The following is a 22776-nucleotide window of genomic DNA, read 5'->3' on the forward strand; positions in this document are numbered from 1 at the left end:
GTCTGGCACTATACTGGGGTATAGTATATTTCATCATTTCACTTTCAGACGGCCACCGCGTGACCGACTGCTTCGGACGCTAACTATGACGGATTTTTCCTTACTTTTGCAGCAGGGTATCGCAAACGCCTGGTTATTTATTCCCAGTGCCGTGTTATTAGGCGCATTACACGGCCTGGAGCCCGGGCATTCCAAGACGATGATGGCGGCGTTTATTGTGGCTATCCGAGGAACGGTGCGACAAGCGGTGATGCTGGGGCTGGCGGCCACTTTATCTCATACCGCCGTTGTGTGGTTGATTGCGCTTGGCGGTATGTACCTCAGTCAGCGTTTTACCGCTCAGAGTGCGGAGCCTTGGCTGCAACTGGTGTCTGGTATTATTATTTTAGTCACGGCGTTGTGGATGGCGTGGCGCACCTGGCGTGAAGAGTGGTTGTGGCGGCACCATCAGCATGATCATCATCACGACCATCACGACCATCACGACCATCACGACCATCACGACCATCACGACCATCACGACCATCACGACCATGATTCCCCCCGCACACCGGCCGATGCGCAGTATCAGGATGCGCATGAACGAGCGCATGCGAATGAAATACGTCGGCGCTTTGCAAATCAAGAAGCGAGCAACCTTCAGATTGTGTTATTTGGTTTAACCGGTGGTTTGATTCCGTGTCCGGCAGCGATTACCGTGTTGCTGTTGTGTATTCAGGTGAAGGCTTTTACGCTGGGCGCAGCGTTGGTGGTGTGCTTTAGTATTGGCCTTGCCCTAACGCTGGTTGCCGTTGGTGTGGGGGCCGCATTAAGTGTTCGCCATGCCAGCCGCCGCTGGCCGGGGTTTGCTGCGCTGGCGCGCCGAGCGCCTTATTTTTCCAGCCTGCTGATTGCATTGGTTGGCGTGTATATGTTGCTGCATGGCTGGGCTCGCTTGCCACTCTAGTTATTTTTGCGGCGTGCGCGCGGCTTCATCAGCTGCTTTTGGCATTTTTTCTGTCGTCATTAAGCCGACAGCGCGAATTTTTTTCCTGAAAAATGTCCTCCTCTCTTCCGGTATGCCGGAAAAGATGTTTAAATTATCAATCATAAATTTTGCATAAATATGCATTGGTGTGCGATGGGTTTTCGTCAGCATGTTACGTGTGCGGCGTAGTGCGTGCTTCAGTGCATCACCAGATATTGCGTAAACCGGCGGCAGGGCTGTTAAGCTTAACGCCATCGAAATCAAGCAGGGATTAATAGTTATGACGACGATTTTGAAACATCTTCCGGTGGGCCAGCGGATTGGGATTGCTTTCTCCGGTGGTCTGGATACCAGCGCCGCATTATTGTGGATGCGTCAGAAAGGCGCGGTGCCTTACGCCTATACCGCAAATCTGGGGCAACCGGATGAGGACGATTATGAGGCGATTCCGCGTCGCGCCAAAGAGTATGGTGCGGAAAATGCCCGCCTGATCGACTGCCGCAAACAGCTGGTTGCCGAAGGGATTGCCGCGATTCAGTGCGGGGCGTTCCACAACACCACCGGCGGTATGACCTATTTCAACACCACCCCACTAGGCCGTGCGGTAACAGGCACAATGCTGGTCGCCGCAATGAAAGAAGACGGCGTCAATATCTGGGGTGACGGCAGTACCTACAAAGGCAACGATATTGAGCGTTTCTACCGTTATGGCCTGCTCACCAACGCCGAACTGAAAATCTACAAACCCTGGCTGGACACCGATTTTATCGATGAACTGGGCGGCCGCCAGGAGATGTCCGAGTTTATGACGCAGTCGGGCTTTGACTACAAAATGTCGGCAGAAAAAGCGTATTCCACCGACTCCAACATGCTGGGTGCCACGCACGAAGCGAAAGATTTGGAATTCCTGAATTCCAGCGTGAAGATAGTCAACCCGATCATGGGCGTAAAATTCTGGGATGAGGCTGTGCGCATCGTGGCAGAAGAGGTGACGGTGCGTTTTGAACGTGGTCAGCCGGTGGCGCTGAACGGCCAGACGTTTGCTGACGATGTGGAATTGATGATGGAAGCCAACCGTATTGGTGGACGTCATGGCCTTGGCATGAGTGACCAGATTGAAAACCGTATTATCGAGGCGAAAAGTCGCGGTATCTATGAAGCGCCGGGGATGGCATTGCTGCATATTGCCTATGAGCGTTTGGTGACGGGCATTCATAACGAAGATACTATCGAACAGTATCATGCCCATGGCCGCCAGTTGGGGCGTCTGCTGTATCAGGGGCGTTGGTTTGACCCGCAGGCACTGATGCTGCGTGATGCGCTACAGCGTTGGGTCGCCAGTGAGATTACCGGTGAGGTGACGCTGGAATTGCGCCGTGGTAACGATTATTCCATTTTGAACACCGTATCAGACAATCTGACCTACAAACCTGAACGTCTGACGATGGAGAAGGGCGAGTCGGTCTTCTCGCCGGACGATCGTATCGGCCAGTTGACGATGCGTAATCTGGATATTACCGATACCCGTGAAAAACTGTTCAGCTACGTAGAAAGCGGTTTGATTTCTTCCGGCAATGCCGGTCTGCCGCAGGTAGCCAACCCGCTGTTGCTGGATAAATCAGCGAAGTAACGTGCTCAGGTTCTGGAATAAGGGCATCAATATGGTGCCCTTTTTTGCATATTGGCAGTCTGCGTTTAGTGATGATTGAGCAGATGCTTTTCAAATCGTCCTAGCAGGCCGCGCAGCAGGTTTTTCTCTTCTTCGCTGAATGGCGATAAAATCTCGCGCTCATTGGCCACATGCTCTTCAACCACGCGGTTAATCAGGGCGAAACCTTCATCGGTGAGCTGAATATTAACGGAGCGGCGGTCGCCCTCAATCGGCATTCTGCGTAACCAGCCTGCTTGCTCCAGCCTATCTAACCTGCTGGTTAAGGTGCTGTTATTAATCATCAGCGCATTAACAATTTGCGATGGGCTGATGGCATAAGGTGCCCCATGTCTTCTTAGCGTCGCCAGAATGTCGAATTCCCTGGCGCTGAGTTTGTATTTGCTAAAAACTTTATCCAGAGCGCGATCGATAAGCAGGCTAACGCGAGACAGTGAGCCAATCACTAACATCGGTTCTACATTGAGGTCTGGGCGTTCATTACGCCATTGTTGAACAATATCAGAGACTTCAAGATAACGAGCCATTGTGTTTATATCCTTGAATAGTAATAAAAATATTCCTTTTTATTAAAGGTCGCAGATGGGCTGCGGCGTAGCTACTGTAATATTGCAGGAAAAAATATTCAATGTGATATGTTGTTGACATGTTAATTACGAATGCGTATATTACGAAATCGTAATATACAGTGTTGTTTACCCATAGCACAGGGATGTGCGCCTCCGGTCGGTTGCTGTGGCTGCCTGTGGGCAGCCGTTTGCACGCTGATTCTTGCCGTGGACAGGAACATTTAAGGAAGGTTTGTCTCGTGAAGATCAAGGATTTTGCTTTCTACGCTCCCTGTGTCTGGGGAACGACATATTTTGTGACCACGCAATTTCTTCCCGCAGATAAACCCCTGTTAGCTGCGCTGATGCGTGCATTACCCGCCGGTATTATTCTTATTTTCGGCAAAGCGCTTCCACCGGCCAGTTGGTTATGGCGGCTGCTCGTTTTAGGTGCGCTAAATATTGGTATTTTCTTTGTGATGTTGTTTTTTGCCGCTTACCGCCTGCCAGGGGGCGTGGTGGCGTTAGTGGGTGCATTGCAACCATTGGTTGTGATTCTGCTCTCTTTTCTCTTACTCACCCAACCGGTGTTGAAAAAGCACATTTTTGCCGCTGTAGCGGGAGGGATAGGGATTGTGCTGCTGATTTCATTACCGAGCTCCCCGCTTAACCACGCCGGATTAATCGCGGCGGCTTTAGCAACCTTCAGTATGGCATCGGGCCTTGTGTTGACGAAAAAGTGGGGGCGGCCAGCGGGTATGACGATGCTGACTTTTACCGGCTGGCAGCTATTTTGCGGAGGGCTGGTCATTTTGCCAATCCACATGCTGACCGAGCCTTTGCCGGATATTATTACCCTGAGCAATATTGCGGGCTATGTCTATTTGGCTATTCCAGGCTCGTTACTGGCCTATTTTATGTGGTTTTCCGGCGTTGAGGCCAATGCGCCGGTTATCATGTCGATGCTGACTTTTCTTAGCCCGCTGGTGGCGCTTTTGCTGGGTTTTTTCTTTCTCCATCAGGAGTTATCAACGGCGCAATGGATTGGTGTGGCATTTATCTTTTTTGGCATTGTGATTGTTCAGGATGTGCGTTTACCGGGTAAAAATAAAACAGTGCTGAAAAAGCCAGGCTATTTTTCGTAGCAATAAAACGACACTCAAAATATCTTTTATAAAAAAATGGGCCGTGAGTTAAATAAAACGCGATAGCCACCGGTTAAATGCTGTGACCCATCATCCTGCACGGCATCAGTGAACCTATCGACAAAGAAGAAATCGACAAAGAAAAAATTGACAAAGAAGAATATGCAGGACGTATTGCATATCTGCCGTGCCCCTCGCGTTGTGAGGGGCCGCATTTCAGCTCTTTCCCGCTATCTTTGCGCCGTCGTCCCACTATTGAGCCGATTTTTTGGCTGTTTTTACCACCCAATCCCATATTTCGCTAGCATAATCCCATTTTTGAAACGAAAAGCGTGCTGAAAAAACCGCTTCGGCAATTGCGGATAAAAACAAAATCTGGGTGTTGGCAAAGTGTCGTGAAATGTCAGATATAGGCGTAATTGAGGCATAAATGGTGGGAAGTTCATCGCAAACTGATTTGTTTTGCCTGAATGCTATTCATCATGCCGCACCGGATCAAATTCAGCGCATACCGTTAGAGGCGCTTGGCGAATCTCATCAATTGCGTGACGGGCAGCGGCGAGTGATGGAGAAGCTCTACCAGTTGCGCACGGTGCCGATGCACCCGGCCAGCCATCAGTGCATGCTGGAAGAGACGCTTGCCGGGCTGCTTGCCGACAGGCCTTCGCTGCGCGAACAGCGTGGGTTGCTGGTGTATGCGAAAACGCAAACGCATAACACGCTGTTTGACAGCACCTGGCTTGATGACATGCTCAATCGCCAGCAGTTAGCGCAGTGGGAGGCGGTCACATTCAGTTTGAATCATTGTGCATCGGCGTTATCGGCCTTGCATTTGTTCAGGCAGAGCAGGCGTTACCGACAGCAGCCATTGCTGTTATTAACCGGTGAGAAAGCATTCCACCCTGAAATTAACCGCTTCTCGGTTGGGCTTCAGGGTGAATTACCGGTTGCGGCGCTGTTTAATGCGAGCCCTGGTTCTTATCGGGTGACGTTTACGGCCGTCAGGCATTTGAGCCAGTTCTATCAGAATCCAGGCAAGATGAGCCGCCAGGAAAAGGCGCAACTCAATGCGTGCCTGCTCGATGCGTTATGTCTTTTTGTGGCCGAGGCCGTAAGCGAAAGCGGCCTTAACATGGATGCAATCGATTATTTTGTTCCCTGCAATCTTAATGTGCCGTTGTTAAACCAGATGGCGCTGCGTCTGAATATGGGTGAACGGTTATTCAGCCAGCAGGTTTCTGATTACGGGCATCTGTATTGTTCGGACGTATTGTTTAATTTTTCTTCACTAATGAAAAAGACCACCGGTAGCGCAAAAAACTATTTCTGTTTTTCTATGGGGATGGGTGTCACGCTCTCCTGCGCACTGATACAGCAAATTGACAGTTAACAGGAGACAGGTATGTCTGCGGTATTTACGACTATTCAACAGGCGTTACGCGAAGTGATGGAAAACGACACGCTGGAGATTAATGAGAATACGGATTTTGATAACGATCTCGACCTGGATTCCGTGATGTTCGTGCAATTTCTACTCACGCTCGAGGATAAAATCGACGGGCTGTTGTTCGACCCGGATCAAATCAACATGGATGCGTTTACCACCGTTGGCAGCTTGATAGGTTGGCTTAACGCCAATGTGTTGCAGGAGGTGCGGCATGTCAGCTGAACAGCTCACCCAGGTTTGGCAGGCCTTTAAAGATAATACGCTGGCGCAAGCGCTGGCCTGCCTGTTACAGCCTGAGGCTGCGTCTGCCGACGGTTATGTTCATCCGCTCGACTATCACCTTAAGGCTATCGAGGCATCCGCGCCGCAGGGCCAGCAACAGCCAGTGTTTGACCGCGTACTTAACCACCTCGGTTTTGAGGTGGTGCAACGTCGTGAAACGCTGACGCTGCCCGCCGCTTTTCCCGTGCTGGTGTGTGCCGCCCGCCTTGGCCTGCTGGCCCGGATGCAGACAATGAGCTGGCAGCATTTATCCCAGCGCAGCAGTTTCGGTACTAAAACCACCCGACATCAACTGATTAAAGCCAGTTTCGCTGATGTTGCCGGGAAAGCGGCCCTGTTGCTGGAGCAGCAGCATTTGCGTTTACAACAGGCTGACTGGGCTGGCCTTGAAGATGATCACTACCAGATAACTCAGCTAAACAATGAGGCGGAAAAAATGATGGGCGGGCATGGTTTCCTGCTCGGCAACACCCACAGCCTGTCTTATCTCTCCATGATGCTCTATAGCGTCTATGGCAAGGCGAGTTGCCTGACGGCAGTCTGAACATCACACAAGGATAGGGAACGATGAGTTTGATTTCTCGCGTAGTATCCCGTGCTGCGCCGACGGCTAACGGGGATATCCGGCATATTTTAGCGCTGGCCTGGCCGATGATGATCACTGCCGTGGTGGTGTCATTGTCGCAAAACCTGCAAATTGCCATTCTGGGTAATGGCGTACAGAGCCAGACGCTGCTCACGCTCTCTTTTTTACAGCCTTTCAACTTTCTGTTTATCGCCATTATGGAGTGTCTGGCGATTACCAATCAGGTATTTAGCGCCCGATCGCGCCATGACTGGCCGCGTCAGCGTATCCGCCAGAGCAGTTTTTTACTGGCCGTCGCCGGGGTGGTGGCAACGCTGTTGGTTGCGGCGCTGTGCTGGTTGCTGGCGACACCGCTGGCGCGCTGGATGAATAGTGACGATCTCTCGCTGATGCGCAGCGCCGCGCCAGGCTATCTTCTCTCTATGGCACCGTTTCTGGCGCTTGAGGTCGTTAATGCGGCGTTACGCGGCCAGGGGCGGACAGTGCAGGCCATGAGCCTGATGTGTAGCTATGTGTTGTTCAATGCCGCCGGGTGCTACCTCGGGTTTCATGTCTATCAGTTAGGATTTGATGCGGTATTGCTGGCAAACAGCATACCGGCATTGCTGCTGTTGCCGTGGGCGGTGATGGCGCTTGGTCGGGTGACGACACCGGTGCCGGATGATCGCCCCGGAGCCTTTATCCCACGCCTGTTAGCGCTACTGGCAGATGCGGGCATTCCGGTGTTTTTCTCCATGCTGGTGGTGTTTTTTAGCTCAATGGCGCTGTTTCCATTGGTGGCCAAATTGGGCGAAGGCTACCTGCCCGCGTTCTTGATTGTGATTAAGCTGCGCGCCTTTTTTATCATTCCGGCGGTGGCAATCGGCTCTGCGATCGCCATTTTGTTTAACCAGCGTCTAAAAACCCATGTACTGGCGCAGCAGGTGCGGCTGCTCAATAGCGGCGTCGGGATGATTGCACTGGTTTATTTTTTACTGACGCTTGCGTTGTGCTGGAGCGGCGGCGGCATTGTGGCGGGGTTTTCCAATGATGCGACCATTCGCCAGGCAAGTCAGACGCTGCTTGTTTTGCTGTTACCGACCTTTTTTCTCACCTCGCTGGTTGCGGCATTGCAGACGCTGTTAGAACAGCTAGAGCGCGGTAAGCGAGTGCTGCTTTTTACCGTGTTGCTGGAGCTGTTAATGGTTGCGGTGGCGCTGGCGGCGGCACGTTATTTCGATAATATTCGTATGATTGCGGTGCTGATCGTGTTGTTTAATCTGTTGTATGCCACGGTATTTTTGCGTGAATACCGGCTGCTGGCCAAAGCGCTGGGAGAGCGGGATGCTGCTGTATAACCTGTGCTATCCGCTGATGTGGCTGGCAACGGTCATTCACTACACCTATTACCGGCTGCTGGTAAAAATGAAGCGCCGCCCGTCGCTGTTACTGAAAGTGAAGATTACGCCGGAGACTCACTATATTCGTCTGTGCCGCGCGCTACGGCTGGCCGACCTGTGGTTGCTGGAGCGTTGCTCATTGCAGTTGGCCGCGCGCTACTTGTTGCGCCTGTTTGAAACGACCCGTTATATCTCCTACAAGCAGATGGACAGAGATTATCTGGCCGGATTTGTGCAAACCACGCTGCGTTTTCAGCGCAAGAACGTGTGTGTGTTTCACTGGGCTCCCGTTGTCGATAAACCGCTAAAAACCGTGTTGCTGGTTCATGGCTGGGAAGGGCGCGGCATCATGTTTCGCCCGCTCTGTGAGGCGTTAAAAGCGCAGGGATACGCGGTGGTGATGCCTGACCTGTTGGCTCACGGCTTGTCCGAAGGAAAGCGGGTGTCTAATTATGAGTTGGCGTCGTTATTAACGGTGTTAGGGCAGCACTACGGACCGTTTGAGGCGGTTATTGGCCATTCCAGCGGCGGCCTAGTATGCAGCCTGGCACTGGCGCAGGGCCTGGCGGCCAGGCGACTGGTGCTGCTGGCAAGCCCGGATAATTTCGGCAAGATGATTGACCGTTTTTTGGCGGGCGCATCGGTCTCGTCGGCATTAGCGATACCGATGAAAGCGCTGTATGCACGGCGCTTTGGTGTACATCCCGATAATGTCGGCGTTGCACTGTACCGCACGCTCCGATGCCCGGTGCTTATCTGCCATGACAAGCAAGATGCCCGCGTCCACCCTGATATGGCCCACGTGATTTATCAGGCGTTTGCCGATAGTGAAGTGTTCTATACCGAAGGATTGGGGCATCTCGGTATTTTGCGCAGTACCGAAGTACATCAGCGTATTTTAGCGTTTCTGGCACGCGACAATGGAACTGCCGCCGCATTGAAGCAACCTATTTATCAAGGCAATAGCGCTGCGCTTTGCTAGCCCCACACGGCGACATCAGGCGACCGTGTGGCTGACATTGTCGCTATCAACGCTCAGTTACACAGGTTCTGGATATTATCCAGCAGTACATGGCGAGAGAACAGGTGACGCTGTTTGCCGAAGATGATATCGAAACTCATGTTGCTCAGGGTGCGAGGGAGTTCGTTTTCTCTTTCCTGAGAGACGGCTTTGCGGTATTTCAGCGGTGGGATGTTGTAGGTTTTGGTAAAGCAGCGTGAAAAATGCGGCAGGGATGAAAAACCGCAGGCGTAGCAAATATCGGTCAGTGACCAGTTTGGCGAGATGTGGATAATTTCTTTTGCCAGCGTCAGGCGTACCCGCCAGATCCAGCGCATAGGCGTGATGTTGTAGACCTGATTGAATAGACGGCAAATATCGAACTTTGATTTACCGCTGACTGCTTCCAGATCTTCCAGTGTGATGTTATTGCCAATATTGTCGATGATGTAGTCAATAATACTTGCCAGACTGGTTGCTTTATTGTTCGCAGCCAGCGTTTTGCGCAAGTTAGGGTGACGGCGGTACATATCCTGAATGAGATTATTATTGAATATGTCGTTATCCAGCGTATGGGCGTAAGTCGTTTGCAGGCTCATGGTGTCATCCCCAAAATAAATTCCCCGTGTCTGGTCCAGCACAGTCCAACAGTCCGTACAGCGGCGAGGTCGATGGTTAGTTATTGTCCCTTGTCAGATGTGTCGCCCGTTTCATTGACGATCGACACATGCCTTCTTTCGCAAATAACGTGCCATTTTTTATGGTGTTGTTTTTAAACATAAATGATTACGGATATACGTAACTCGTCCCATTATTGGGACGGGTGCATATCGGATATGGGATTTTCTGTCTCGTAAATGGCAGGCGGGATAACTGCGCCGGGGCTGGGCGTCACCTGAACATGTGGCCGCAATCGGTGATTTGCTCGGTGTTTGGGGCATTTACTGCGAAATGCTGCCGGTATCTGGCCTGAAGCGGCGGTCTGGCATGATTTGTGCTGTGATTCTGCGCCCCTCGCTGCATGATAGGGGCCGAGACCCGATAAAATCATCGGCCAGGCGATATTTTTAATGTTAGTGAGCGATTTTTAAAACCAGAGATAAATGTGGGTGCGCAGCGACCTGTAAAATACCCTCGGCCTCAGGAAGGCTGACTCTATTTATACACTGAGGATTTCCCATGACGGTGCTGGTGCAACTTGATAATGTGCATAAAATTTTTCTTACCGATGAAATCGAAACGCATGCCCTTAGCAAGATAAACCTTTCTATTCACACGGGTGAATATGTCTCTATCGCGGGGCCGTCCGGCTGTGGGAAATCGACGCTGTTGTCGATAATGGGGCTGCTCGATACCCCAACAGAGGGTCAGTACCGATTGAATGGCACGGATGTTGAGCGCATTAGCCGCCGGGAAATGGCTCGGTTGCGTAATAGAGAAATTGGTTTCATTTTTCAGTCATTTAACCTTATCAGCGATCTGACTATTGCTGAAAATGTCGCGCTGCCGTTGACCTACCGTAATGACTTGTCCCGCGCCGAGCAAAAAGAGCGAGTGATTCAAGCGCTCGAGAAGGTCAATATGTCCCATCGGGTGAGGCATTACCCCTCACAGCTCTCTGGCGGCCAGCAACAGCGCGTCGCTGTCGCGCGTGCGATTGTCGGCAGGCCTTCACTGCTGCTGGCGGATGAACCGACCGGTAATTTGGATTCCGCCAATGCTGAAGCGGTCATGAATATTCTGGACGAATTACATCAGGATGGCGCCACCATCTGTATTGTGACGCATGACCCGCGTTCGGCGATGCGTGCCCAGCGAACCATCGTGCTCTCTGACGGTCAGGTGGTGGCCGATGGTGAAAACGGACAGCTACGACAGGCGGTATAACCCATGAATTTCTGGTTCGATATTCGTTACGCCCTGCGCCTGCTGCTGAAAAGCCCAGGATTTAGCGTACTGACCATCACGGTGATGGCCTGTGGGCTTGGGCTGGCGTTGTATATGTATTCGGTGATTAACACCATTATGTATAAAACCCTGCCTTATCCAAAAGGTGAGGGGATGGTGATGGTAACGCCGAAAATAGACAGTGAGGCGTTAAATGATGCGGGAATGAACTTTCTTGATTATCAGTATATTCGGCAGAAAACGACCAAATTAACGGATGTCAGTTATTTTCATGCCGAATATGTTGATATAAAAGATAGTGAAAAATCAGCTCGCTATATTGCAGTCTATAATACGCCAGAAATGTTCAGTTATACGGGTGTGTCACCATTTATTGGTCGCCCATTTTCTGCGCAGGATATGCAACCAGATGCAGAGCGTGTAGTCGTAATCAGCTATTTATTGTGGCAGAGTTATTTTAATGGTCGGGGTGATATTCTTAATCAGATTATTAAAATTAATGGCACCGCGACCCGCATTATCGGCGTGATGCCTAAAGGATTTGCCTTCCCGTTTTACCATGATCTCTGGCTACCTTCTCACCTGGAGCCAGTGACCATATTAGAGAGGGAGCAGGCACCAGAGGTGTTTGTATTTGCTCATCTGGCAAAAGGCGTTAATACTGAAGTTGCTAATATTGAACTGGATAGCTTGATGCAGGACATTGCACATCAATATCCTACGGTTAATAAAGGCATTTCAGCTAAAACGCTTACCTTTCAAGAGAATTTTACCGGGGAAGAAACTGCACAGACGTTTTTTGTCATGCTTTCTGCTGTAGGGTTTATTCTGCTATTAGCCTGTTTTAACGTCGGTAATTTATTATTGGCGCGCTCAAATCAACGGTCGCGAGAAATTGCTATTCGTGTCGCACTGGGCTCCCCAACATTCCGGCTGGTAATGCAAATGCTATGGGAGAGTTTGATTATTAGCTCAGTTGCCGGTGTGATAGGTGTGTTATTAGCATCATGGGGACTTGAGATTACTAATTATATATTCCCTAAGTTTGTACCGAATAAAGTACCCGTCTGGTGGCATTTGTCTTTAGATAGCAATGTAATTTTAGATGCAGTCATTTTGATCATTGCAACCTCTCTTATGACCAGCGCATTACCTGCATGGAAAATTGCTAACGGTAAATTTGCTTATGCTTTACGTGATGGTGCGAATAGCGATCAAGGGCGCAGAGTGGGACGTTTTAGCCGAACGTTGGTTATCGTTGAGGTGGCGCTGTCTTGTTCAATACTCTGTATTAGCGTGCTGTTATTGTTATTAGTGATGCGTGCTACCCGGGCGGATTATGGTGTACCGATAGATCCTTTCTTAGTGGCCAAAATAACGCTTGATAAAGAGAGTTATCCCGACGATCCCAGCCGCCAGAGATTGTACGTGAACCTGATGAGTCAGATTGGTGCTATCTCAGGAGTTCAGGCAGCCGCATTAAACCTCTAGCGCACCTGGACAATTTACTCTGCCCCATCAAGTGGTGACTGAAGATAGAGTGGCATCCGGTCAGGAAACATTGGCTTATTCGCTCGTTAATGATGTGCGGTTAATGCCGGGTAGCCTGACAGCGATTGGCGTCAAAATAGTCAATGGGCGTGAATTTGCCCAGACCGATGCTGATGACACCTTACCGGTTGCAGTTGTCAGTGATTCATTTGCCAATAAATATTGGCCACAAGAGAAAAATGTCATTGGTAAGCGACTGCGTTTTCGTGATGGTGATGACTACCGCTGGTTTACTGTTGTTGGGGTGGTTTCCCATGTCATTCATGGTCGTCCTTTCAGTGAGTTTAAAACTCGCCCGACGGTGTATCGTTCATTGCTGCAATTGCGCCAGGCCAACCAACCGCTGACAGTGATGCTTAAAGCATCACAACCGTTACGGTTTTCATCATCGCTTGCAGATACGTTAAATCAGATAGGGCCGATGATGGATCATTCTCAGCCTCAAACCTTAAGTGATCAGCTCACCCGTAATACGGTGGGTGTCCAATTTGTGACTAACCTCTTTTTACTCTTTGGTGCCGCAGCTATGGTACTGGCCGCGAGCGGGATTTATGGTGTAACACAGCATGCAATCAATCAGAGGACTCAGGAAATTGGTATTCGTCAGGCGCTAGGTGCTACGCCAACCCGGTTGCTTCGCATGTTGATGTTTTCAGGTCTCAGACAATTGTTTGCGGGATTGGCACTTGGGCTACCGCTGGCAATCTTTGCTGCGCCTAAAATTAACCGGGTGTATGGCGATGGTGGAGGTAATTTTATATTACTGTTTGTTGGCGTTGCGCTGTTCATCGTTGTTATCGTCGCACTGGCCACCTGGATTCCCTCACGGCGCGTCATCATGATGAAGCCTGGAGATGCGATCCGCTACGAATAATCGGGCGTTAACGTATTCTGTCAGTAGCGTTGGCGCAGGCGCTCATGGCAGGATACCGCCGGATGCTCCAGTTTGCCGCCGCCAGGCCGTTAACTGTTACCACGAATCGATTATGCTGTAAGGTGAGCCGGTTAGCCGACGTGGTCTGCTCAGGCTCTCTTGGCATAAAAGTCAGTATGAATTAGCGCAATTAAGGACCCACATGACGGATAAGCAACATATCCTCATTGTCGATGATGACGCACACATTCTGGCCAGCTTACAGATGCTGCTGTCCATGGAAGGGTATCAGGTGACGCTCTCTTCTTCAGTTGATCAGGTTCCTGTTCAATTATCCCAGCATGATTTTGATTTAATCCTGATGGATATGAATTACCAGCGTGATACCACCTCGGGTCAGGAAGGATTGGTATTGCTTGAAGAGATTAGGCGCTACGACGAATACCTGCCGGTGGTGGCAATGACCGGCTGGGGCAGTGTGGATATTGCCGTCAGTGCGATGCAGGCAGGTGCGGTGGATTTCATTCAGAAACCCTGGGACAACGAGCGTTTATTGAATGTGATTCGTCAGCAAATCTCGTTTAGCCGTAGTCAGCGTTCCGGTAAACGGCTACAAGAGGAGAATGCGCTGCTCAAGCTGGAGCTGGAAGATACCTTTAACGGCGAATGGGTGGTGGAGTCTGCCCCGATGAAGCAGTTGATGCGCATTGTTGAGCAAGTCGCGGCGACGGAAACCAATATTCTTATTTTGGGCGAGAACGGTACCGGGAAAAGCCTGCTGGCGCGCATCATTCATCAGCTCTCGCCACGCCGTGAAGAGAGCATGGTGTCGGTAAATATGGGGTGCATCAACGAGAATTTGTTTGAGAGCGAGATGTTCGGCCATGTAAAAGGGGCGTTTACCGATGCGCGGGAAAGCCGGGTCGGGCGCTTTGAACTGGCGGATAAAGGCACGCTGTTTCTTGATGAAATTGGCAACCTGCCGTTGACTCAGCAAAGTAAATTGCTGCGGATTCTGGAAGAGCGCAGCTTTGAGCGCGTGGGCTCATCGCGTACGCTGAAAACCCATTGCCGTATTATTGCCGCCACCAATGCGGATTTGGCGGCCAGAGTGGCGGAGGGGGTTTTCCGGCAAGATTTATACTACCGGCTTAATACCATTGAGCTGCGGGTGCCGTCGCTGGTGGAGCGGCGTGATGACATCCTGCCGCTGGCGTTGAACTTCATTGAGCGTTATGCCAAAAAATACAATAAACCGGCACCCGCACTCGGTGCGTCAGGGCAGTCCGCTTTGTATGGTTATCACTGGCCTGGAAATATCCGCGAACTCAGCCATTTACTGGAGCGCGCGGTATTATTGTGCGGCGCTGCTCGTTTAAACAGCGATGATATTTTCCCTTCGCTGCCAGCCGCATCGCCTAAAGTGGCGAGGGTGGCACTGGAATTGTCGGCTGATGCTACGCTTGCTGATATTGAAGAGCGGCTATTGTGCCAGCGTATGGCGAAATTTGATGGTAATGCTATCAAAGCCGCCCATTCGCTGGGGCTAAGTCGCAGCGCGTTTTACCGACGACTGGAAAAATACAAAATTAACCATGAGTAAACTCGACTCCTCTTTTGAGCCACCTCACCTGTTGTCATTCAATGTTGCGGCGATCGCAGGCTTGCTGGGGTATTTTCTGCTCTGGTTGTTCCCCGATCAGTCGGTATACCTAAAATTATTGACGGTATTTATTATTTTTCTGTGCCTTATCTACAGCAGCTTCACCTTTTCCGAGCGGCTCAACGCGAAAATTCATGTGGTGTCTAACCTGTTGGAAGCGCTGGAGCAGGAAAATTTTAGCCTGCGTGGGGTAACGAAGGGCAAAGGGGCATTTGATAACCTGATTCGACAAATTAACCAGCTTTCTGGCGCGATGGCGCGCAGTCGTCAGCAACAAAAAGAAACCTACTATGTGCTGCACAAGGTCATTTCCAATATCAATATCAGTGTGTTCGCGCTGGATGCACAGCGGAATATCATCTGGTGCAACGAGGCGGCGGCAGCGCTGGTAAATAAACCGCTGTCGCTGTTGGTGGGGCAACCGTCGGCGGAGTTTGGTCTGGAGGGACTGTTGCAGCAATCATCCGGTGCGGAACCGGTGGATTGGCGTTTCCCCGGTACGCGCGGCATGTTCCAGATTCGCCACGATTCATTTATTGAAGACGGGCGGCAAAATCATCTGTTGTTTATTAGCGATGTCAGCAAGCTGTTACGCAATGAAGAGCAGAAAACCTGGCAAAACCTGTTGCGGGTGATTAGCCATGAAATCAATAACTCGCTGACGCCCATCGCCTCTCTCAGCCAGACACTGTTACATATGTTCCGTAAGGACAATCAACATCCGGCAGCAGCGGATTTGATTAATGGCATGGAGATTATCAATAACCGTGCCCGCGAGCTGATCACCTTTGTCGGCAGCTATCGCCAGTTAAACCGGTTGCCGCCCGCTAACAAACAGCCGTGCGATATGACGGCGCTGATTATGCAAATGGCTTCGCTGTTTCCGCAGCGCCCATTGGTTTTTCATGGCGAGTCACCGCTGATCGTGCCGATAGATGCCAACCAGATGCAGCAAATGCTGATTAATTTGCTTAAGAATGCGGATGAAGCGATGGAACCCGGCCACGGTGAAATCCAACTGCGCTGGAAGGTGATGGCCCGTCAATTGCACCTTGAAATTATCGATCAAGGCAAAGGGGTGGCAAACATTGAGAATTTGTTTGTGCCGTTCTATACCACCAAGACACATGGCAGCGGTATCGGACTGATTCTGTGTCGTCAGATTGTTGAGGGGCATGATGGCCACCTGACGCTGGAGAATCGTAAAGATGCAGAAGGTTGCGTCGTTAATATCTTCTTGCCACTGGCATGAGTTGACCGTGCGCTCATGGCCTGATGCGCACTGTATCATTCTCTCCCAGCCGCAGTTGGAACAGCCGCTGATGGCCCAGCGCGCACGGGCGGCGCTACAGCGCTCTGATGAGGCGGCGTTGACCTTGCGAGAGTTGGCGCATGGGGTGCTATTGTGGCTGCTGGCGCCCTTATGCCAACGGTCGCCTCAGTCGCTGGAAATCGCCCGCGATCGTTACGGCAAGCCGTTCTTACCCCACTACCCGCATATTCAGTTTAACCTGTCGCACACACAGGGGGCCGTGGCGTTTGCCTTCGCTGAGGGTATCCCGGTCGGTGTCGATGTTGAACGTTGTCAGGGGCAGGTTGCACGTAAGCGCGCCATTGCCCAGCGTTTTTTCCACCCGGATGAGCAGCATGAGCTGGCCACGCTGGATGACCGCGCCTTTTTGCCTGCGTTTATTCAACTCTGGAGCCATAAAGAAGCCTATCTCAAGGCGCTGGGGATGGGGTTACGTAAGCCTCTCTCGTCGTTTCGCTGTTTGCGTGACCCTCACGGCGAGCTCTGTGTGTGGGATAACGACGAGCGTATCGATTGTGTGCTGACCGATCGATGGGTTTACCCCGGTGGCGTCACTGAGACGTTTGATGAGGCGTTATCGCATCGGTCTGCGGCAAATTTGTCTGCGGCAAGTGAAAATACACCAGCGTCATGGGTGCCGATTGCCCTGACGTGTTGCCTGTCTGGGCAACAGGTTCCATCATCGGCGCGCTGGCGTCTGGTAACGGTAACAGATACCGGCTGGGTGGGTTAGCAACCCGAGCGTTCTATCACGCTGGCAATGTCGCTGCTGGTTTGAACATGCGTTTGTGGCGCAACGCGCACACGGGCACCGGTGGTGACTGTGCCGCTCAGTTGGTCGACGTGGCACAGCCTGGCATCCACGCCCATGGCGATATTCACCACGGCGTTCTGTGCCGAGAAAGCGGTTTGGCTGGATGAGGCTTTCTCTGCGGTATTGAACGAGGCCCCCATTGCCAGCGACAGGTCAAGTTGCTGCGTTTTGCCCGCCACATCCACGGCGGCGCCCATGCTGCCTTTGACGGCGAGTTTTTCTGGCGAAACAGCACAGGCCGGAACAGTGACTTTTACCCCTGCTTGCGCAATCAGGGTATCAATCGGGGCATTGAGCGTGATGGTGACATCGGCGCTGTGGCTACGCAGGATGCTGTCATCGCTGGAGCGATTTTCAATAACCAGGCTTTGTCCCTGAGAGCGGATGACCAGCTTTTCCAGCACATCCTGTCTGGCGCTGGCCTCCACGCGGTTTCCTTTTCCGCAAACCAGAGTGACGCTTAAGCCTCGGCTGACATCCAGTGTCGTAAAGGAGGGCACATCCACATTTTGCTGATTCGTTGGCGAACAGGCCACCGTCAATGGCAGCAGCGCTAACGCGGAACAAAGCAACGCTCTCATTCCTCTCTCCTTTTTCCTTTCATTATCCTTGTCATGTCAGCCTGACATCCCGTGTCAGGAGGAACCAGCGGCCAGTCGGGTCCTTGTCTGGCCGAATCTACCTGAGCGTGCTTCCCTGTTTTCAGGCAGAAGGTTCATTACATCCTTGTCGCTTTGTTGGCAAGCCCGCAAAGCCTTCCCTGATTGCTATTATGCATAACGTAATTATTCATTGTTGTCTGAAATTGAATATTGCTCTGATAAATAATTTTTAACAAAGTCTCTTGGGTGAGCCGGTGTCAATGGCGGGGCCCGGCATCGCTTATCCGGCAACTGCCTATCCAGGCTCCCAGGCCGACAGACAGCATCACATGGGGTTTTCCTTGCCGGATGGCAGGCAGTGCGCTTGGGAGCAACAGGAGCGGGTCAACGGTATAGCAGTGCCCAATATCTGGCATCAGCCCCAGAGAAATGTTTGCCAGCGGGTGTTGGTGGCGTCGGGAATAGTTGAGCCAGCTTAATCGGTTAACGTTATGAGGCAGCAGATGAAGTTGCTGTCGCTCTATCTCCGTACCTGAGGAGAGAGAGCCTGATAGCGCAGTGTTTACCATGTCATCATGCGCCAGATAAAACGCTTTCAGCGACCGCTCATCACCATATAGCCCCTCGTGAAACTCCATCCGTTGGCTCATAAAGATGGGCCCTAGCTGCAAACCATCACCCTGTTCTTCAAGCAGGAGTGCGGCAAATGCGTCACCCGCAAGCGAGCACCCGGGCACATAGCGCTCCTGCATTGGGTAGGCGGCGAAACTATCTCCGGCAATGATCGCGACTCTGGCCGCTTTTTTTTGCGCCAGTAACCGTTGCGCCAGCGCCAGCGCCCAAAACAGCGTGGCGCAATTTTGTTGATCCAGTTCGTAGCAAGGGGCGAGTGAATCAACAAACGGGTGTGTGCGGCCAAGCTGTGTGAGCCAGTCGGAGTCTGTCGCAGACTGCACGGGCATACCGTGTGCGTAAATAAGGGCATCGACGGGGCGTTGCGGTTGAGGAGAGTGTTGCTGTAACTGTGTCAGTAGCCGGGAGAATACGGTTGCCAGCGTCAGCTCTGGCGGCAGTGCGGCAACCTGCCGAAACCCGAATAGCTGTGAGAAAATCCGCGCTTCCGATGCGCTGGCACCGGCGGCACCAATAATGTCCTGGGCTGTGATACGCGCTTGCGGCACCCAGGTGACAAAGTGCGTCAGGCGCATTATGCCACCCCTCGTAGCGCCAGCGCGCTGAGGTTGTGCTGATGTTGTACCAGTAATAAATAATCCTGACCGGGTTGGTAGTGCTCCGCCAGTGCCACAAACGGCGCTGCGCACACCAGCCGTGGATTGGTGGCGATGCCGGGCGTGGTGGCGGGCAGGTCAGCCAGTAGGACGGGGTCGGCAATGACGCATAATCGCTCGGCGCGCAGCGAAAAGCGCTGGGACAGGTGCTGTACAGCGGGCGTTAACGGCGCGGCGTCAGGCAACGGATGGCGGCAAAAACCCTGGTAGCGCAAGGGCTGCTCATGACCGCTGACAGAGAACAGGCAGGCATTGCTTTGCGGGTTAAGCGCGGTCATCAGCGATGAGTGGTATAACAGATGACATTGATCGGCGACTAACAGCAAGGCGTCATGGTTATCGTCTTGCTGGCAGTTTGCGATACTGGCAAAGGCAAACAGGGCGGCATCCGGCCCGCGATCGCTGATGGTTAATGCCAGACAAGCCGGTAGCTTAAGCGCTTCAATTACATAGTTCACCACAGAGCTGCCGAGATGCACATCCGGCGTCCAGTGTGCCATTAAGACGCTATCGATATGGGATGTGTCGTGACCGGCCTGATACTCTGGCAGCAGCTGGCCTATCATATTGATAAATGAGGTTAAGTCGCTAACCACCTTGGCATATCGCTGCGGATTGACCAACTGTTCCTGCCAGCGTAGCCCATTGCTGGCGAACAGTCTGGTGGTGTAATCATGCCAATAATACTCCTGCGCCGGTGTCACTTCATGGTGGCGTGGCGTGTCTGGCAGCGAAAATTGGCGATGCAATATTAATCGCGGGTCAAGATACGTGGGCACAGACGCCTCCCCTGGCGGTATAGCAGCGGAAGCTGTTCATCAGGTGGATATGGGCGGTGCCTTCCATGTATTCAAAGGCCATCGCATCGCGGCAACGGCGTCGCAGGGCGGTATTCTCAAGCCAGGCTGATTCGCTTAATACATGCGGCATGCGATGCGCCAGCGTTTCAACAAATAACGTGCTGCGGCGTTTTAACTGGCTGGTGGTGTGATATTGCGACTGGCCGGACTGATAGCGTAGTGCGATGCTCTCCAGCTGCTGGCGCAACAGATGATAGGTACGCCATTGCTGGGCGAGCCAACGCTGGTCATCGGGCTTGCGCGCGTGATTATCCAATTCCTGCATCAGGCCGTACGCGGTGCCTAACGCCATGGCGCTGACCATCGGGCGATGACGCTCAAACACCTGCCCCAGCGCATTCAATCCCTGATTCAGCCCTTTACGTTCGTAACCCAAAATCTGCTCTGGCGTGACCGGGAGATCGCGGATGACGATTTCAGTCAGATTGGAGCCTTGTAAGCCAAACTGCTCCAATGGGGTGATGGTCATCCTATCGGCAGCCTGCTGCGGTTCTACCATCACCAGACGCTGCGTATTGCCTTCTCGCGCAAATACCAGACCTACCGAGGCCAGTTGCGCGCCGCCGATGAATTTCTTATGAGCATTCAGCCGATACCCGGTGTCTGTCGCCGTGAGTGAGGACGCGATAGCCTGCGTATCTGAACCGAATTCCGGTTCGGTGACGGCGAAAAACGCCCAGCATGGCGGCTGATTAAAACGAGAGAAAAAGAACGCTTGCTGCTCCGGCGTGCCGAGCGTGGTCACGGCCCTGGCTGACAGTGATGCGCCAGGCAACATCATCAGGCCGCTGGCGTCAAAACGGCTTAAATATTCCAGCATACTGATGTGGTCACTGTAGTGACAAGCCTGATAATCCCACCCTTTAAATGGAATAAACTGCGGCGGGATGCCGATATAAGCGATGGTATAAAGCAGCTCATCTTCCAGACAGGACAGCGCCCGTGCGCGGTCTGATTCTGCTTCGCTTGCCGCGCACCGCAGTTTTTCGCCCAGCGCGTCTAATTCTTTTAATACATTACTGAACGTAAGAGCCTTCATGTCGTCCTGCCTGTCAGATAAAAGGGTGGTCATACCGTGTTATATACCCGCCATACGTCAAGTCGCAGGCGCGTTGGCTGCGTGACTCGGCCCATCAATGGGCCTCACCCTTCGCCCACTTGCCGCTGTCTCGCAACGCGAATGATTTGGGGTATAGATGATTAATCGTGAAAATGATTAATTGTATCGCTCGCTTACTATTTTCCCTGCCGGGAATAACCTTATCGGGAATTGCCCCGTTGTATTGCCCGATATTGCATCCTGATGCGTATTCTGTTGCTTGCCGCCGTCAGGGTTAAACCTGCACCAATAATGACGAGTACGTGGCTCCCAGACCAACGCTTATCAGCAGCACTTTATCGCCCGTTTGCAACAGGCGTTGCTGTTGTAACTCACGCAAATTGATGAAGGGATCTGCGCCGAAGCAGTGGCCGTAACGAGAAACGTTATCCAAAAAAATGCGCTCGCGCGGAAAAGGCAGCAATTGCGCCAGCCGATGCCAGGATGACCGATTGACATTGTGCGGCGCTATCCAGTCCAGCTCATCAATACTCAGTCCCGCTTTATCCAGCGCGGCATAAAGATGCTGGCGGGTGAAATCGATGTAGTGTTGGCCGAAGTCAGACGTCTCATCGGCATCAAAGCCGGTTTGCACGCTAAACCGACCATCCTGCCCGGTATAGCGGCTGAGGATCGCCGGGCCGTTGCCGTGACGGGTGAGCAGCACCGCGCAGGCTGCCTCTCCCATCAACGTGGTGTCACGAATCAGTTTTACGCGTGGATGAAACGCTTTCTCGCCGATGAGCATCAGGCCAAATTGATCGGGCGCCAGTTGTTTGAGCAGCCAGTCGGCTGCCGTCAGCGGTGTGGCACAGTGCCCCATCGTCAGGCTGGCGAATTCAACGTGCGCGGGAAAATGGTTGAGCCAGGCGGGTGAGTGGCTGGCGTGTTCAAACACCCGCACTCCCGGTACGGTATGGCAATGCACAACGTGGCTGATGGCCGCAAACGCCTGTGGCTGACGGGCTTGCATTTGCACTATCACCGGCGTGAGTAAATCGTCGAGCGTACCGGGGCCGCCATGAAAGCGGCGCAGGCCATAAAAACGCTCAAACATGCGGATATCCAGCGGGTTGAGGCCAACTTCCCCGGCAACCTCGTTCAGTGACTGGACGACAGGGGGAAACGAGACCTCTATTGCCTCAAGGTGTCCTAGCACGCGCACGCTCCTGACGGTGTGAAACAGGGGGTTGTCGTCATCGGCCATGAGAGAGCGATAAATGCAGCGGGCGATAGCCAAACGCGCTGGAACATCATGGCCTCCGGCGCAGCGTACTGTAGCGGTATGTTACCGGCGTGGCGTCCTCGTCGGCGCGGATGCGTATCAGCGGGTCGTTGAGATACAAAACCGCGTTGTCGTTATCAACTAAAACGCTGGCGAGCGCGCGTGCAGACAGTGCCTCTCCCCGTGCTTTCATGCCCTGGCTGTGCTGGAACCCGGGTGCGGCATAGAGCAGGCTTTGCAGTAACGGGGTGCGAAACTGATAGGGCACGCCGCAATATTCGTACAACAGGCTTGCGCGAGAGTGCGTGTGACAGAACTGGCGACAGAGCGAGATGACCTGAGCGGCATGCAATCCGGTGGCGTCACTGTGGCAAGGTGAGTGGATAAACCAGGGGCGGCGTTCGTCGAGCTGGTTTAGCCGCAGCCAAGGGCCGAGCCGGGCGATGTGTTCCGGCGTCAGCCGACGAGCCTGTGTCGCGACGGTTAGCACGCCGTTTTCCTGTATCACGTCGTCCTGCCCGATATTGCGCACGTTGTCGATAACCTGCGGCACCAC

Annotated in this window: 23 protein-coding genes; 14 read left to right on the forward strand and 9 right to left on the reverse strand. The window is 52.4% G+C overall.

The features are described from left to right. The first annotated feature begins 85 nt into the window (after positions 1 to 85). Positions 86 to 946: a nickel/cobalt efflux protein RcnA gene (locus O1Q98_RS12295; protein WP_125257845.1), complete on the forward strand. Its 861-nt coding sequence runs from the start codon at positions 86 to 88 to the stop codon at positions 944 to 946. Here the strand turns inward: O1Q98_RS12295 and O1Q98_RS12300 are convergent, their stop codons facing one another. Further along, entirely contained in the window at positions 947 to 1222 is a 276-nt protein-coding gene (locus O1Q98_RS12300; protein WP_125257846.1) for a hypothetical protein, read from the reverse strand. It abuts the gene before it with no gap. Positions 1223 to 1247: 25 nt separating this feature from the next. On the opposite strand from O1Q98_RS12300, the gene argG reads away from it, so the two are divergent. After that, on the forward strand, positions 1248 to 2597 hold the full coding sequence (argG, locus tag O1Q98_RS12305; protein WP_125257847.1) for an argininosuccinate synthase: 1350 nt from the start codon (positions 1248 to 1250) through the stop codon (positions 2595 to 2597). Positions 2598 to 2662: 65 nt separating this feature from the next. Here the strand turns inward: argG and O1Q98_RS12310 are convergent, their stop codons facing one another. Beyond that, positions 2663 to 3163 carry a MarR family winged helix-turn-helix transcriptional regulator gene (locus O1Q98_RS12310; RefSeq protein ID WP_125257848.1) on the reverse strand — a complete coding sequence of 167 codons (501 nt, stop codon included), beginning with the start codon at positions 3161 to 3163 and terminating at the stop codon, positions 2663 to 2665. Positions 3164 to 3444: 281 nt separating this feature from the next. On the opposite strand from O1Q98_RS12310, the gene O1Q98_RS12315 reads away from it, so the two are divergent. The 6 genes from O1Q98_RS12315 (at position 3445) to O1Q98_RS12340 (ending at position 9005) form a co-directional block, all read left to right on the forward strand. Then, the gene (locus tag O1Q98_RS12315) at positions 3445 to 4329 is read left to right on the forward strand and encodes a carboxylate/amino acid/amine transporter (protein WP_125257849.1); all 885 of its coding nucleotides are present in this window, start codon (positions 3445 to 3447) and stop codon (positions 4327 to 4329) included. 430 nt (positions 4330 to 4759) lie between these two features. After that, on the forward strand, positions 4760 to 5719 hold the full coding sequence (locus tag O1Q98_RS12320; protein ID WP_205744227.1) for a 3-oxoacyl-[acyl-carrier-protein] synthase III C-terminal domain-containing protein: 960 nt from the start codon (positions 4760 to 4762) through the stop codon (positions 5717 to 5719). 12 nt (positions 5720 to 5731) lie between these two features. Beyond that, a complete protein-coding gene (locus O1Q98_RS12325) occupies positions 5732 to 5998 on the forward strand; it encodes an acyl carrier protein (RefSeq protein WP_125257850.1) in 267 nt (88 codons plus the stop codon). Beyond that, positions 5988 to 6602, forward strand: coding sequence for a VfmB protein (locus tag O1Q98_RS12330; protein WP_125257851.1), 615 nt, complete (start codon positions 5988 to 5990; stop codon positions 6600 to 6602). The genes O1Q98_RS12325 and O1Q98_RS12330 overlap by 11 nt, the downstream gene beginning before the upstream one ends. Before the next feature lie 23 nt (positions 6603 to 6625). After that, positions 6626 to 7981: an MATE family efflux transporter gene (locus O1Q98_RS12335; protein WP_125257852.1), complete on the forward strand. Its 1356-nt coding sequence runs from the start codon at positions 6626 to 6628 to the stop codon at positions 7979 to 7981. Continuing rightward, positions 7968 to 9005 carry an alpha/beta hydrolase gene (locus tag O1Q98_RS12340; protein ID WP_125257853.1) on the forward strand — a complete coding sequence of 346 codons (1038 nt, stop codon included), beginning with the start codon at positions 7968 to 7970 and terminating at the stop codon, positions 9003 to 9005. The genes O1Q98_RS12335 and O1Q98_RS12340 overlap by 14 nt, the downstream gene beginning before the upstream one ends. Before the next feature lie 53 nt (positions 9006 to 9058). On the opposite strand, the gene vfmE is transcribed toward O1Q98_RS12340, so the two are convergent. Then, a complete protein-coding gene (gene vfmE / locus O1Q98_RS12345; protein ID WP_125257854.1) occupies positions 9059 to 9622 on the reverse strand; it encodes an AraC family transcriptional regulator VfmE in 564 nt (187 codons plus the stop codon). A gap of 580 nt (positions 9623 to 10202) precedes the next feature. On the opposite strand from vfmE, the gene O1Q98_RS12350 reads away from it, so the two are divergent. The 6 genes from O1Q98_RS12350 (at position 10203) to O1Q98_RS12375 (ending at position 17064) form a co-directional block, all read left to right on the forward strand. Continuing rightward, positions 10203 to 10910, forward strand: a complete 708-nt coding sequence (locus O1Q98_RS12350; protein WP_125257855.1) for an ABC transporter ATP-binding protein — start codon at positions 10203 to 10205, stop codon at positions 10908 to 10910. A 3-nt stretch (positions 10911 to 10913) separates the two neighbouring features. Beyond that, positions 10914 to 12422: an ABC transporter permease gene (locus O1Q98_RS12355; protein WP_278141738.1), complete on the forward strand. Its 1509-nt coding sequence runs from the start codon at positions 10914 to 10916 to the stop codon at positions 12420 to 12422. A gap of 49 nt (positions 12423 to 12471) precedes the next feature. After that, the gene (locus O1Q98_RS12360) at positions 12472 to 13356 is read left to right on the forward strand and encodes an FtsX-like permease family protein (RefSeq protein ID WP_278141740.1); all 885 of its coding nucleotides are present in this window, start codon (positions 12472 to 12474) and stop codon (positions 13354 to 13356) included. Between the two features lie 202 nt (positions 13357 to 13558). Beyond that, positions 13559 to 14959: a sigma-54-dependent transcriptional regulator gene (locus tag O1Q98_RS12365; protein WP_125257857.1), complete on the forward strand. Its 1401-nt coding sequence runs from the start codon at positions 13559 to 13561 to the stop codon at positions 14957 to 14959. Then, positions 14952 to 16271, forward strand: a complete 1320-nt coding sequence (locus O1Q98_RS12370) for a sensor histidine kinase (RefSeq protein ID WP_125257858.1) — start codon at positions 14952 to 14954, stop codon at positions 16269 to 16271. Before O1Q98_RS12365 ends, O1Q98_RS12370 begins: the two co-directional genes overlap by 8 nt. After that, positions 16228 to 17064 (forward strand): 4'-phosphopantetheinyl transferase family protein, encoded by an 837-nt coding sequence (locus tag O1Q98_RS12375; RefSeq protein ID WP_240632686.1) that lies wholly within the window; start codon positions 16228 to 16230, stop codon positions 17062 to 17064. The genes O1Q98_RS12370 and O1Q98_RS12375 overlap by 44 nt, the downstream gene beginning before the upstream one ends. On the opposite strand, the gene O1Q98_RS12380 is transcribed toward O1Q98_RS12375, so the two are convergent. The 6 genes from O1Q98_RS12380 to O1Q98_RS12405 all read right to left on the reverse strand — a co-directional run bounded on the left by O1Q98_RS12380 (position 17061) and on the right by O1Q98_RS12405 (position 22776). Continuing rightward, the gene (locus tag O1Q98_RS12380; protein ID WP_125257859.1) at positions 17061 to 17726 is read right to left on the reverse strand and encodes a GIN domain-containing protein; all 666 of its coding nucleotides are present in this window, start codon (positions 17724 to 17726) and stop codon (positions 17061 to 17063) included. The two genes, O1Q98_RS12375 and O1Q98_RS12380, sit on opposite strands and share 4 nt — an antisense overlap. Positions 17727 to 18004: 278 nt before the next feature. Continuing rightward, positions 18005 to 18955, reverse strand: a complete 951-nt coding sequence (locus O1Q98_RS12385; RefSeq protein ID WP_125257860.1) for a 3-oxoacyl-ACP synthase — start codon at positions 18953 to 18955, stop codon at positions 18005 to 18007. Then, complete coding sequence (locus O1Q98_RS12390; protein WP_125257861.1) at positions 18955 to 19815, reverse strand: hypothetical protein; 861 nt, start codon at positions 19813 to 19815, stop codon at positions 18955 to 18957. Before O1Q98_RS12390 ends, O1Q98_RS12385 begins: the two co-directional genes overlap by 1 nt. Further along, on the reverse strand, positions 19799 to 20935 hold the full coding sequence (locus tag O1Q98_RS12395) for an acyl-CoA dehydrogenase family protein (RefSeq protein WP_125257862.1): 1137 nt from the start codon (positions 20933 to 20935) through the stop codon (positions 19799 to 19801). Before O1Q98_RS12395 ends, O1Q98_RS12390 begins: the two co-directional genes overlap by 17 nt. Before the next feature lie 295 nt (positions 20936 to 21230). Next, a complete protein-coding gene (locus O1Q98_RS12400) occupies positions 21231 to 22154 on the reverse strand; it encodes a 3-oxoacyl-[acyl-carrier-protein] synthase III C-terminal domain-containing protein (RefSeq protein ID WP_125257863.1) in 924 nt (307 codons plus the stop codon). A 94-nt stretch (positions 22155 to 22248) separates the two neighbouring features. Continuing rightward, a complete protein-coding gene (locus tag O1Q98_RS12405) occupies positions 22249 to 22776 on the reverse strand; it encodes a hypothetical protein (protein WP_240632687.1) in 528 nt (175 codons plus the stop codon).

The sequence above is a fragment of the Dickeya lacustris genome (assembly GCF_029635795.1).
Taxonomy (GTDB): Bacteria; Pseudomonadota; Gammaproteobacteria; order Enterobacterales; family Enterobacteriaceae; genus Dickeya; species Dickeya lacustris.

What these genes read in the sequence shown, in the direction of transcription:
- O1Q98_RS12295 (WP_125257845.1), top strand. Translation starts at nt 86, where the DNA reads ATGACGGATTTTTCCTTACTTTTGCAGCAGGGTATCGCAAACGCCTGG.
- O1Q98_RS12300 (WP_125257846.1), bottom strand. Translation starts at nt 1,222, where the DNA reads ATGGCGTTAAGCTTAACAGCCCTGCCGCCGGTTTACGCAATATCTGGT.
- argG (WP_125257847.1), top strand. Translation starts at nt 1,248, where the DNA reads ATGACGACGATTTTGAAACATCTTCCGGTGGGCCAGCGGATTGGGATT.
- O1Q98_RS12310 (WP_125257848.1), bottom strand. Translation starts at nt 3,163, where the DNA reads ATGGCTCGTTATCTTGAAGTCTCTGATATTGTTCAACAATGGCGTAAT.
- O1Q98_RS12320 (WP_205744227.1), top strand. Translation starts at nt 4,760, where the DNA reads ATGGTGGGAAGTTCATCGCAAACTGATTTGTTTTGCCTGAATGCTATT.
- O1Q98_RS12325 (WP_125257850.1), top strand. Translation starts at nt 5,732, where the DNA reads ATGTCTGCGGTATTTACGACTATTCAACAGGCGTTACGCGAAGTGATG.
- O1Q98_RS12330 (WP_125257851.1), top strand. Translation starts at nt 5,988, where the DNA reads ATGTCAGCTGAACAGCTCACCCAGGTTTGGCAGGCCTTTAAAGATAAT.
- O1Q98_RS12335 (WP_125257852.1), top strand. Translation starts at nt 6,626, where the DNA reads ATGAGTTTGATTTCTCGCGTAGTATCCCGTGCTGCGCCGACGGCTAAC.
- O1Q98_RS12340 (WP_125257853.1), top strand. Translation starts at nt 7,968, where the DNA reads ATGCTGCTGTATAACCTGTGCTATCCGCTGATGTGGCTGGCAACGGTC.
- vfmE (WP_125257854.1), bottom strand. Translation starts at nt 9,622, where the DNA reads ATGAGCCTGCAAACGACTTACGCCCATACGCTGGATAACGACATATTC.
- O1Q98_RS12350 (WP_125257855.1), top strand. Translation starts at nt 10,203, where the DNA reads ATGACGGTGCTGGTGCAACTTGATAATGTGCATAAAATTTTTCTTACC.
- O1Q98_RS12355 (WP_278141738.1), top strand. Translation starts at nt 10,914, where the DNA reads ATGAATTTCTGGTTCGATATTCGTTACGCCCTGCGCCTGCTGCTGAAA.
- O1Q98_RS12365 (WP_125257857.1), top strand. Translation starts at nt 13,559, where the DNA reads ATGACGGATAAGCAACATATCCTCATTGTCGATGATGACGCACACATT.
- O1Q98_RS12370 (WP_125257858.1), top strand. Translation starts at nt 14,952, where the DNA reads ATGAGTAAACTCGACTCCTCTTTTGAGCCACCTCACCTGTTGTCATTC.
- O1Q98_RS12375 (WP_240632686.1), top strand. Translation starts at nt 16,228, where the DNA reads ATGCAGAAGGTTGCGTCGTTAATATCTTCTTGCCACTGGCATGAGTTG.
- O1Q98_RS12380 (WP_125257859.1), bottom strand. Translation starts at nt 17,726, where the DNA reads ATGAGAGCGTTGCTTTGTTCCGCGTTAGCGCTGCTGCCATTGACGGTG.
- O1Q98_RS12385 (WP_125257860.1), bottom strand. Translation starts at nt 18,955, where the DNA reads ATGCGCCTGACGCACTTTGTCACCTGGGTGCCGCAAGCGCGTATCACA.
- O1Q98_RS12395 (WP_125257862.1), bottom strand. Translation starts at nt 20,935, where the DNA reads ATGAAGGCTCTTACGTTCAGTAATGTATTAAAAGAATTAGACGCGCTG.